This window comes from Microcoleus sp. B4-D4 (genome assembly GCF_036705185.1).
Classification (GTDB): Bacteria; Cyanobacteriota; Cyanobacteriia; order Cyanobacteriales; family Microcoleaceae; genus Microcoleus.
Genome location: NZ_JAUBTX010000067.1, coordinates 18,430 through 30,460, shown reverse-complemented (window position 1 = coordinate 30,460; position 12,031 = coordinate 18,430). Strand labels below are relative to the sequence as shown.

The window sequence follows — 12,031 nt, the reverse complement described above, 5'->3', positions numbered from 1 at the left end:
GAATTAAACTTTGGGCGGATTCATCCCCCAAAGTTTGTCCTTAAGAATCCCCGTGTCTTTAGACCGGGGAGTGTCAATAAAGCCGGATTATGCCAAACCTTGGGTGATTGTGCGGGTTTTGCCTGATGCTCGAAATCACGCTGTTGCGCGTTTCTGCAATCGCCAAGATGCAGATGAACATTTAAGGGCTTTGTGCAAGTTTGTGCGATCGGGAATCTTTGAGATTGTGTTCGATCGACCTGGCGATCCAGAGTTAGATTAAACAATTAATAGCTCTGCTTTACGGTGGGTTTCTGCCCACCTTTGCCTATAATTATTTGCTGATTCTTGTTAATTTAGACTCTCAAGTCGCGGCGCAAAAAAAGTGTTTTTACCTATTGATTTTAGTTGATTTTTAAGGTATATTTTAGATAATGGAAGTGGTGGCTTAAATTTGAAAATTGCTACCACTCCCATTATTATATAATACCTTTTTAAGCCTGGAATGTCAAGCCTTTGACCCCAAAAAAAAGGGCGTTTTTTTTACATTTTATCGCAGAAAATTATAGTTTTGGTAAACCCGCTCTTCCGGGGCAACAGGATTTGATTAGACGAGCAAGTGCATAAATCTTTGATTGATAGAGCAACCGCAGATGCCCTGCTGATCGACGCAGATTAACGCAGATACTTTGAAGAAGAGCGAGGGAATGAAACGAAGAGGTGTCTTGCGGAAAATTCAATCCCAAGATTGGAACTGTACAACCCAATGCTGCACAAAAGCAGAAATGCGATCGCGCCGAGTTTCAAAAGTAGCAGCAATCCAGATAAATACAATCCCAAAAGCCAAACCGATCGCCCATTTAATCAATGGATAATCGAAAATCAGCACTACTAACTGATAGAAAACATTGATTAAGAAAATTCCTGTCCCCACAAACAAAAACGCCCGCACTCTCAGCGCCAAACCAGCCACAATCGCTAGCAAACTAAAAGCCCCCGCTAGTAAACCGTGGCTTTGCTGAGTCAAAAGAGGCAACCCGCAAATCAGCGCCGTGGCGAGGATTCGCAGAGTGTGGCGCAGGGTTTTTTGGGCTGGTAACTGCAAAGCGCGATTCCCTACGGGATAGCTACGCTTCACGAACTGAGCAACGTAAAGGAAAGAAAGCCCCAAAGGAGTAAAGTAGTATTCAGGCTGAGTCAATCCCATTTGTGCAAACCACTGCAACAATAGCCAGTCAATTATGGCCACACTCACGTAGGTAAAACGGACTTCCTGCTTTTCCCAAGCTAGGAAAATATAAAACGCGGCAGCTATCAACCAGCTAATCGGATAAAACTTAGCCGGAGATTCCAAAATAGCTACTGCGGGAATCAGCGAAGCAATTATCCGCCAAGGTTTTTTTGACCAACCCCAGTTATCCCAAGGTAAAATGTAAATGAAATAGGCAAATAAAGAAGCGAAAGCAACTTTCCACGGCCCCAGCGGCCCGGAAATGTACTTGACTAAAGGCGTATTTATCCAATAAAGCCGGACTCCAAAGGCTTCTAGCCAGCCCAAGTAAATCCAAATTTCTGCCCACAGGCGATCGAGATTATTTCGCCCTTGCAAGAAAGCGTACTGCACTAATAAAGCACCAGTGACTAATCCTAAATTTATCCCTGATTTAATATCGTTGGTAGAAGCCAAAATCAGGAGCACGCTGCTCAAAACCCAGTGCAGGTGACCAAATATTTTCAACCCCGCATTAGTTAAATGCAAATAGTTGCTGAGCCAAGGAGACAAAATGCGATATATATAGGTTAAAGTTGTACCGAGGGTTGCTAGCACAATTAAACCGTCGCCAAAAGAGCCTCCCGGTGTTTGCAAAAGTTGATAAATCACTGACTCGCCAGCAGAAACCGAGACACCAATTAATCCTAAATAAACCAGGGGTTTGAATTGTTGCTCGCGCCTACCAATGCCGATCGCAATTAAAGACGCACCAAACACAGTTAAACCAGTCCAATTGGCAAAAGTTTGCGATCGCAAAATCAAACCCAACAACCCGTAAACCAAAGGTATAACGTGAATGCTGGGTAAAATTGTGCGATTGTCGGAATTGCGCCGCCGCCACCAATCGCCCATCAATTGTGCAAACAACCCGATCGCAATATTCGCTACAGCCAAATTAATCGCAGTGCGATCGACAAAACTCAAACCGACTGCTGTCAGCAACTCCAAACTCCAAGCCAAAGCATAAATTGCCAGAGGCGAAAGTTGGTGCAAACTTCGGAAAACAATCGCAGCCATGATTACCAAAGTAGCAGCCAATACTTCAGCAGAGGCGGAGAAATTGAAGGTAGGGCGTGCGTAGAGTTCAAAAGAATAAAAAGTAATAGTTGTCAACAGCAAGCTGGCGAGTAAGACAGCCCAACCATCTAAAGCTCGATCGTAAATTTGAGCTAATCGAGAAGGCTGAGGGAAACGGCTGGAAACACGAACAATCGTGCTGCGAAACAACCAGAGACACAAAAGTGCGATCGCCCCAGCAATTCCCCAAGCCCAACCAGATACAAAACCTAATCGATCGATTACCGCAGCTACAAAACCCAAGTTAAATCCGACACAAATTGCAGCCGCCGGTACCTCTACCAAATAGAAAGTATTGACTAACATCAACGCAGCAGCCAAACCCAAAGCGATTAACTGATATCCGGGAAAACTCAAAATCAGAAATTGCGCTAATATTAGGGCGATCGCGCTGAATGTACTGGCGACTTGTTTGTGAGGAAAATCAGTATATTTAGCAACAGCAGTCAAAGCCAAAGGTGCGGCCAGCCAAATCAAACCCCCCGGAGACTGCAAATTACTGTAGAGCAAGATAAAGCTGAATCCCGCTAATCCTAAACCCAGGTTCCAAGAACTTTGAAACCATGCAGGATGCCAGCGGAAAAAGGCAGAATTTTCTCTGATATTTGCTGCTTTCATCCAGACAAAAAATCCCCATTCAGCAGCCATAAACAGCAATAAAATTCCTGCCCAAATATGGGGTGTTTGGTTAGGCAAAAATAAGTCAATTGTCGAAGCGATCGTGCCTAAACCCAGAATGTGAGTCAGGTAAACTAAAAATGCCGGATTTCGCTGGCTATCGACTGCCGAATCTGGGATTGAGAATCGCCGGGAATTATCGGGGATGACGTATTTCCAGGCAATCCAAGCTAAAGTTAAAGTAGAAACCAATAAATTGATCGATCGCCAAAAAGGATTGACGAAACTAATAACAGTTAAAACACTGCCCAAACCGAGAGCAAGATTTTCACCAAAACGGGCAAGTTGAAACTTGCGCGATCGGTAGAGCCACTGCGCCACACCTGCGGTTAAAATTAAATAAGGCAAGAGCAAAACACCCCACAAAACCCAAGGAGTTTGCCCAGAGTTGGTAAGCTGAGTTAAAAATGTAGAAAATTGTGTTTTAATCCCTAAAGGAACAACTCGCCAAAACAGCCAAATCGTTTGAATTCCTGCCGCTTCAAGCATTAGCAAATCAAACTTTTGCCAAAACCGCACTAAGCGGCTATAAAAAAACCACACAGCCAATCCGCTAACTGCGATCGCCTGTAGGGGAATTTCGCGAAAACAAACCAGCCAGCCTAAACCTAATAAAGCCCCTCCGGCTAATTGCCAGTTAAAAAAGCTGCCGGGATTTTGGTTGTCGGATATATTATTTGTAATAGTCCGAGATGCGAGAGGGTGCTGCCAATCTAACCATGCTAAAAGCACGCCGCAAATCCCCAAAGCTAAACCCATTTGAGCGATATCTACGCCCTTGACAAATATCGCCCGACCTAGTAAAATTCCTAGAGAATAAGCTACTAAAGCAGCTTTTTTGTAAGTCAGAAAATCTGGGCTGGAAGTAAAAGCAGCGGCGATGGTTTCAGCATTTTCCCCGCGTCGGACAGATTGTAAGCGTTGTTGTTGAACTTGATAAACACCAGCAGCAGTAGTTCCGACGGTACCCAAATAAACTGCAGCTAGGGAAAAGCCTACAAATCCCCAACCCCAGTGCAAATAACTCAATCCCAAATGATTTAGGGCGATCGATCGAGTGACATTTTTACCCAACAAGCTTTCATACTGAGATTTGATAATCCCGCGCGTTATCCAAGTCAAAATAAGTGCAGCGGCGATTGCTACGGCCCAATTCCAGGGATATTGCCACAATCCAAAAGTGTCCATCGCCCAAAAATTAATCGGCACCAGTAACAGTGTTACTTCTTGCAAAGTTTGAGCAGTCAAGTGCAAATTAGCCTGTTTTTTAGCCCAACTGCTAATCGCCCAAAATGTTAAAGTATAAGCTAACAAAACTCCATATTGTCCGGCAGCCGGAAATCTTTCCCACTGACTAGCAGCTAAGACTCCAGAGGAGACAACTACCATGAACACTCCTAAAAATAACAGCCACACGACGCTAATTTCGGCTATGAACGAGTGCAAAATTTGAGCGACAAAATTAGGGCTGCGAGCGGTTTCTGCGCGCTCTCGAACGTTTTTAGCGGTGCTGGGCAATGCTTTTTGTGTTGAGAGAGCGGGTATTTTTGATTGAGTAATTGGGGCGATCGTCTTTGAGGGTTCGGGCAGGGGACAAACTAAATATTGTCGGCACAATTGCTCAACCTCAGCGGGCTCGATCAAGCCCAGCCGCAGCCACGCATCTAAACCTGTCAACAACTCAGGGTGCGAGGCTAAGACGCTGAATTCAATTTTACTCGATCGACCTTTTGGAGACGACATCGGCTTAAACTGGTGCTAGCTATATTCCAGCTATAGTCTAGATTAATGCCGATCGAACATCGGAGTATTCCGCCCTGAGAATTGGCACAACGAGTTATATCGTGTCCCTGTTCGTAGTGCGAGTCGTCCGCACTACGAACGCTTTTTGTTATGGTTGTAGACTGGACATGATATGATTTATCGCCAAACATAAAAATAACCGCGTACACCTGCGTGTATCTGCGGTTAAAAACTTCCATAGTTCGCGGAAGCAGGGGTATTTAGAAAGCGGGTTTTTCAACCAAAGTATTAGGATAGGGTATTGCCGTCTTCTTGCTTGTCGAAATATTTCAGCAAAGTTTCCACACTAGCATTGTGGTCGATGAAAGAAAACAAATGTTTAAATAGCAGTTTTCCATCTCTATCCAAAACAAACTGAGCGGGCAAAGGAGCGCCCAAAGCTTGACCGGTTTGATAAGTGCGAAACACTCTTACGCCTGGATCGGAAAGCAGGGGCATTTTCAAGCCTAAATCTTTAACCACAATTTGGCTTTGGCGATCGTCGGTGCTGGTGACCATCAATAATTCTATATTGCGATCGGCAAATTTTTCCCAGCTTTCATTCAAAGCCTTAATGTGGGGAAAACAGAAAGGGCAATATTGCTTTTCAGTAAAAATCCGCGTAAAAGCCAGAACTACCGGTCTATCGCCGCGGTAATTCGACAGTCGCACCAATTTACCATTATTAATATCCGGCAGTTCAAAATCAGGAGTTATCTGTCCCAGCTTCAGAACATTAGTGGCGGGAACAGGCAATAAATTTTGGAAAAACCGCTGATTTAACAAGCCGCTAAAATCTGTAGAAGTCAGCATATTTCCTAATTTGGGAATGGGGAATCGGGAATCGGGAATTGGGGGGAAGGTTTTGAGTTTTGAATTAAAAACTGTTTAACTCAAAACCAAGCGGGCGGGCACTCACAGGCACCGCCCCTAAAACTCAAAAGTATGAAGTTAGACCGCAGCAAAGAATACTTTGGACTTAACCGGGTCGGGAGTCATAGTCTTGTCACCGGGCTGCCAGCCTGCGGGACAAACTTCATCGGGGTGAGACTGGACGTGTTGAATAGCTTGCAGTGTGCGGAGGGTTTCGTCTACGTTGCGGCCGAAGGCAAGATTGTTGATAGTAGAGTGTTGGATGATGCCTTCTTTGTCGATAATGAACAGACCTCTGAGGGCAATACCGGCTTCAGGGTCTAGGACGTTGTAGTCGGAACTAATTGTTTTTTTGAGGTCAGCAACTAAGGGATAGTTGATGTCGCCGATACCGCCTGATTTGCGGTCTGTTTGTATCCAAGCGAGGTGAGAGAATTCGCTGTCAACGGATACGCCGAGGATTTCGGTATCGATTTTCTTGAAGTCCTCATGGCGATCGCTAAATGCTGTAATCTCAGTCGGGCACACAAAGGTGAAGTCCAAGGGATAGAAGAACAGGACTACATACTTTTTGCCTTTATAGTCTGACAGTTTAACTGTCTTGAATTCCTGATCCACTACGGCTGTTGCTGCGAAATCCGGTGCAGCTTGACCAACCCGGAGGCATTCACTTGTCATAGATGTTGTTTCCTTTTTTACGAACTGTTACAAATATATCATATTGAAATACTCACCGTCTTAAAAGAGCGGTGATTCTTGACGCTTCATCGGGTTCTGCTCCGCAAGCGTAGTCTGACAATCCCTCTGCGCCCGTTTTAAGTCGTGGCGATTCCCCATCCCGACTTTATCTATATTCCTCGAAGCGTTTTGATCTCTATCTGCGAGCGTACCGCAACTAACACAAAGCACTGAACGAACAGATAAATCAATCTTACCCCACTTAAAACCACAGTCTGCACAAACTTGGCTAGTAGGTTCCCACCTACTAATCACTTGAAACTCTCTGCCAAACTTTTGGGACTTAGCCTCGCACAAAGTTCTAAATTCTCTCCACCCTTGCTGACTAATTGCCCGCGAAAGTTTGCGATTTTTTACCATCCCTGACACATTCAAGTCTTCCAAAACAATCACTTGGTTTTCGTTAACTACTTTGGTTGATAATTTGTGCAGGAAATCCTTACGGGTGTCGGCAATGCGGTTGTGCAATTTAGCGATCTTGATTCGTGTTACGTTTCTCCTTTTAGAGTCTTTCGGCTGGCGGGCCCCCTTGCGCTGAAGTTGGCGAATTTTCTTGTTTAACTTTTTGTATTTAGGACTTTGGGCTTTTTCGCCATCACTCATCACTGCAAAAGTTTTAATCCCCAAATCGATTCCGATACTTGGGTTTTTCGCCTCAGATGGAATGGATTGAACTTCTACTACAAAACTCAAGAAATAACGATTGGCACAATCTTTGATTACTGTGACCGAGCTAGGCTCAGAGGGCAGTGTTCTTGACCATATTGGTTTGACAATACCAATTTTGGCTAAATAGACACCGCTATTTTTCAGAGAAAAGCCTCCAATCCGAAATCGCGCAGACTGACTGTTTGTTCTTTTTTTGAACTTAGGATAACCCACTTTACGACCTTTTCGCTTTCCTTTACAGAAATCGAAGAAATTCTTGAAAGCTGTTTCCAAGTCCGCTACAGATTGCTGTAGAGGAATATTGGAAACTTCGCCCAACCAAGCTCTTTCTTCGGTCTTTTTCGCTTGGGTTATCACAATTTTTTGTAGGTGGGCCGAACTTGGCTTTTTTTCAGACTGCTTGCAGAGAGCTAGGCTATCGTTCCAGACCACCCTCACACAACCGAACAACTGAGCCAAGCTCTGGTTTTGTTCGGTTGTCGGATAAAATCTGTACTTGAACCTCGCCTTCATGGTTATAATAAATATTGGTCTGTAGGCTTGATCATATATTGGTTTGCAAATAATGACAACATTTACCGCCGGGAGCGCCATTCTGTTACAGAACTTAAAATGCACTTGGTCTGCATAACAAAATATCGTCGGTCTGTATTTACGAGTGACAGCCTTGATTTGATTGAAACATCATTTCGAGATGTAGCCCAAAAAATGAACTTTCAAGTGCTAGAGTTCAATGGCGAAGGCGATCGTGTTCATGCGCTGATTGAGTATCCGCCTAAATTGTCGATATCTCAAATTGTTAACGCATTAAAAGGCGTTTCCAGTCGTCGGTACGGACAGGCTGGACACGAAAAACCCCACAAAGAAGCTTTGTGGAGTCCTAGTTATTTTGCTGTTTCTGTAGGAGGTGCGCCTTTAGAAGTTTTGAAGGAATATATTAGAAATCAAGAAAAGCCGGCCACTGAATAAGGGGCTTGTATCCCATTTTTTTGGTCAAAAAATCAAAAAAACACGCTCTCAAAATTGAGAGCGCGGTTTTTTAAATGAAATGATGGCTCAGGCGGGATTTGAACCTGCGACCTTGGGCTTATGAGTCCCCTGCGCTAACCACTGCGCCACTGAGCCAAATTCACTTCACGATTTACTATCGTAGCACGGTATGGTGAGCTATGGCTGCTTGCCATCCAACATTATTTCTAATAACTCCTAGTCAAAGTCATGAGTTTTGATAATGAGTCAAAACCCATAACTTCCGACCAGTTGTTACCTAGAAGCGCTAGAGCTATCGTCAGGCAGAAAAGCCATTGGATTGACTGCACCCTGTCCGGCGGGATGGACTTCAAAGTGCAAGTGCGGCCCGGTACTGAAGCCGGTGCTGCCCATTTCTGAAATCTGTTCGCCTTGAGCGACTGTCTGACCCTTTTGCACCAAAATTCGGCTGTTGTGGGCGTAGACCGTCTCTGAGCCGTCTGCATGGGTAATTTCCACCAGATAGCCGTAGCCGCCATCGTTCCACTGTGCATAGGTAACCACCCCGTTGTCGGCGGCCATAATTGGCGTACCGATCGGCCCTGCAATATCAATTCCCTTGTGCATCCGTCCCCAACGCCAGCCGTAGCCAGAAGTGAGAACGCCCTTAGCCGGCCAAATAAACCCGTTGGCAGACCGTTGTTTGCCGTTAGGCAGATAAGTATCAGGGCCCGAAAGCGGAGGCAGTTCTGGAGAAACCATGCGTCCCATAGACGGGTTGCTGAGGGGGTCGTAACCCTGGGAACCCAAAGGAGCCGTTGCTACCACAGGCCGATCGAGAGTCGAGTTCGGCGTCAGGTCGATCGGTTGGAGTTCGGCGGCGCGAGCCGGGTCAAAACGCTCTTGCTGCTGCTTCTGAACCTGCTCTGACCAATCTCTCGAAGGCGGTCTGCTGATTTCGTTCTGCACAGCCCCAGGGTACTCGGGAGTGTAGAGGTCAGGATTTACACTTGGGAGTTCTTGAGACGGGTTGGTCGAGGCGAAAGTAGTCTCCGGCTCAGTTGGAGCTAGGGACACTGCATTTACGCCGATCGAATTGCGTTCGGCGCGATATTCCTCTCGCAGCCTGCCAACTTCAGCCCTCAAGCGTTCGGCATAAGGGTTGAGAGCCTGACCTGCGGGACGGGCCTCGGAATTCGACTCAGGTAAAGCGCTACCGTCCGCTGCATTTAAACCCTGGTCGCTAGCATTTGGCAAAAAGCTGACCGGCTGGGGGTATTCTCCCGTAGCGATGGCGGTAGCAGTTGCACTTGCTGGCTGAGGCAGGGCACTGGTGTCAACGGCACCTGTAAAAGTTGGTTCGCCTTGAAGCTCCAGTTTACCGGGGTCGCTAATAGTTTGAGAAACTTGAGTTAGCGGAATGCTGTTGATTTTGGGAACCATCGGCGCTGAAATATTGTTCAGGCCTTCCAAGTTCCCTAGGGGAGAGACAACAGGCGCTGTAGGAGCGGATGCTGCTATCGAGTCGGTTCTTTCCGGGGTAGAGGAACTCTGGTTCAAAGATGCGGGAACCGAAGCTGCTGACCACAGAGATCTAGAGTAGGAGGCAGAATCAGAGGCTGCCGCCTGCACCGCTGGATTATTTGACCCAACTTGGGGAATTTTTAGCTGTTGATTTACATTCAGCAAGTTGGGGTTGCCGAGCTTGTTGGCTGCGATCAGCTCTTTGGGCAATACGCCGTAACCTTTGGCGATCGCATCTAGGGTATCTCCCGGACGGACGCTGTACAGTACCGTTTCTGGCGCGGCGGTACTGCCTGCGGGGGGGACTACCACAGCCGAAGGCAAACCGGGTGTTACCAGAGACTGTTCAATGGACTCGAATGCTCGATCGCCAGAGCCTGCTTGACCGACACCGCCATTGAGAATTACTGGTGTAGTATTGAGGTCTGGAATTGCTGTCTGAGTAGGAGAGTCTGGGGATGCCAGAGTCGTTACAGCAGATGTAGATGAATTTGCTCTTACCGAGGACTCCGACAGGGGCCGACCTGATGCTGTGGTGCGGTTTTCCTGTTTTTTCAGACTGTCTATCGCCCAGTCTGCGTTAGGGTCTTCGATCGAGCTTTGTGCTGATATCGTCTCCTGGTCTGGCGCGGAGGTTGGCTGCCATGACGAAGTTGCACTATCCAACGACTCGGAGCCAGTCAGATTTAACTTTTGTTCGGGATCGACCGCGGCAGTATTGCCGGCGTTCTGTTGTGGAGCCGCTGCCATCGCAGTCGGGATTCTGAGTTCTTGGCCAACTTCGAGTACGGTATCGAGTTTGATGCCGTTGGCACTTGCTAGTGCCTGCGGTGCAACTTCATAGTCCCGAGACAACTCCCAGAGGGTTTGTCCCTGTTGAACCTTAACCCCTGCCTGTTCGGCCCGGGAACCGTCAACTTGTGCCGAGGTAGCGGGTGCATTTGCCGAAATTGGCTGTACTTCTGCGGTAGATTTTGCTGCCGTTGCGAGTTCAGACGCGCGAGCGCTGTCTCCATTTCTCGGCAGCAGGATGCCTGAAGCACCTACAGATATTGCCAGCCCGATCGTGGCGAGAGAGCGAACTCTGCCAGTGCTGAGCGTTGTCTGCTTGGACGGTTCTGATGAACCGTCTCCGTCGATTTCACTAGCCTGAACAGGCTTAATTTGGGGATATGTTCGTTTCAAAAAAACGACCTCCTACTGAGAAGCGCTAACTGTCCTTGGAAACACTCAAGGGTATTCCATGACGCTGAATTTAAATCAACCACCAAAAATATTTTGATTGTTGACAGCTATCATGCTTAGGCAAGATTACCTTGCTTTTTAAATTTAGACAAGCTCGAACCGTAATTAATTTTCAAATTCTCGGTCAAACCTGCTGAATTTACACCCACAAGCCTTACGCCGCAATAGCTGGAACGAACAAATAAAATTTGCGTTCCGGCACGGCCTAAGATTCTCACCTATTATCCGACTTTATGCTAATTTCCGGACAACCTACAACCGTATATTTACTAGATATCAATAGCAGCAAGGCACAATACGGCGATCCCTGGTATCCTAAGTCCCTGAAATCCTCTGTTTTTCTAGCTTAATCATCTAGGGAGCAATTTTGTATTGCTGATAACAATATGTTTTGGGATGAATAAAATATATTAATCAAAGCTATCTAGAATTTCACCGCTTTGATACAAATTTCTTATATTTAAATCAAGGTTTAGCAGCCCCTAGCAGCGATTAAATATCTATATGTGTATGTAGGTGTCGATCGAGATTTATCCGAGTTCGCCCAACTGTCGTTTAGCCTCAAATAAGCCCACAGCGGCGCTAACAGAGAGGTTCAAACTCCTAACTCCAGGCTGGCTCATGGGAATAAAAACTGTGGCATCGCAGGCATCTAAGACGAATTGGGGAATGCCGACAGTTTCCGAGCCAAACATCAGCCAATCGTCTGGCTGAAATTGGAATTCGGCATAATTGCATCGCCCGCCAGTGCTGAATCCGATCGATCGCCCCCCTCGCTGTTGGCGACAAGCCAGAAAAGCCGGCAAATCTTCGTGACATTGGAGGTTAACGTAGGGCCAGTAATCTAAGCCAGCGCGTTTCAGGTAGCGATCGGTAATTTCAAAGCCCAGCGGGCCGACTAAATGCAGTTCCGTGCCTGTAGCAGCACAAGTGCGGGCAATATTGCCAGTATTCGGGGGGATTTGCGGGTGAATCAAGACAAGTTGGGGCATGAAGCTAATTAAAAACGCAAAAGACAGCTCTGGGGAGAAGTATAAATATACCTAAAAAGTAGATAGCAGTTATAGCTTTTATTTATAACCTCTGTAAAGTGCGATTGATTAAATATTCTGATTTGTTTTTTGGGGCTGTGCTTGGCAAATTTTTCATTCTCCCAAAATTCGGGCTATGGGAATTGTGGGCTGAGTACGGACAGCCAGGGGCTAGTGAGAAGCCCCCGCGATG

Annotated in this window: 8 protein-coding genes and 1 tRNA gene; 2 read left to right on the top strand and 7 right to left on the bottom strand. The window is 46.4% G+C overall.

Going from position 1 to position 12,031, the window contains the following annotated elements:
* Positions 1-52 precede the first annotated feature (52 nt).
* Positions 53-262: a hypothetical protein gene (locus tag QUB13_RS28220; RefSeq protein WP_333387836.1), complete on the top strand. Its 210-nt coding sequence runs from the start codon at positions 53-55 to the stop codon at positions 260-262.
* A 453-nt stretch (positions 263-715) separates the two neighbouring features.
* On the opposite strand, the gene QUB13_RS28215 is transcribed toward QUB13_RS28220, so the two are convergent.
* The 4 genes from QUB13_RS28215 to QUB13_RS28200 all read right to left on the bottom strand — a co-directional run bounded on the left by QUB13_RS28215 (position 716) and on the right by QUB13_RS28200 (position 7,582).
* Entirely contained in the window at positions 716-4,750 is a 4,035-nt protein-coding gene (locus tag QUB13_RS28215; protein ID WP_333387834.1) for a hypothetical protein, read from the bottom strand.
* Between the two features lie 288 nt (positions 4,751-5,038).
* Entirely contained in the window at positions 5,039-5,602 is a 564-nt protein-coding gene (locus QUB13_RS28210) for a peroxiredoxin family protein (protein WP_194010382.1), read from the bottom strand.
* Between the two features lie 138 nt (positions 5,603-5,740).
* A complete protein-coding gene (locus tag QUB13_RS28205; RefSeq protein ID WP_194010381.1) occupies positions 5,741-6,340 on the bottom strand; it encodes a peroxiredoxin in 600 nt (199 codons plus the stop codon).
* A 60-nt stretch (positions 6,341-6,400) separates the two neighbouring features.
* Positions 6,401-7,582, bottom strand: a complete 1,182-nt coding sequence (locus tag QUB13_RS28200; protein WP_333387829.1) for an RNA-guided endonuclease InsQ/TnpB family protein — start codon at positions 7,580-7,582, stop codon at positions 6,401-6,403.
* Positions 7,583-7,642: 60 nt separating this feature from the next.
* On the opposite strand from QUB13_RS28200, the gene tnpA reads away from it, so the two are divergent.
* Complete coding sequence (gene tnpA / locus QUB13_RS28195) at positions 7,643-8,038, top strand: IS200/IS605 family transposase (RefSeq protein ID WP_333387842.1); 396 nt, start codon at positions 7,643-7,645, stop codon at positions 8,036-8,038.
* A gap of 83 nt (positions 8,039-8,121) precedes the next feature.
* Here the strand turns inward: tnpA and QUB13_RS28190 are convergent.
* The 3 genes from QUB13_RS28190 to QUB13_RS28180 form a co-directional block, all read right to left on the bottom strand.
* Positions 8,122-8,194: transfer RNA gene (locus QUB13_RS28190), tRNA-Met, on the bottom strand.
* A gap of 138 nt (positions 8,195-8,332) precedes the next feature.
* Entirely contained in the window at positions 8,333-10,747 is a 2,415-nt protein-coding gene (locus tag QUB13_RS28185) for a peptidoglycan DD-metalloendopeptidase family protein (protein ID WP_333387826.1), read from the bottom strand.
* A 590-nt stretch (positions 10,748-11,337) separates the two neighbouring features.
* Positions 11,338-11,799 carry a tRNA (cytidine(34)-2'-O)-methyltransferase gene (locus QUB13_RS28180; RefSeq protein WP_194010379.1) on the bottom strand — a complete coding sequence of 154 codons (462 nt, stop codon included), beginning with the start codon at positions 11,797-11,799 and terminating at the stop codon, positions 11,338-11,340.
* Between the last annotated feature and the right edge of the window lie 232 nt (positions 11,800-12,031).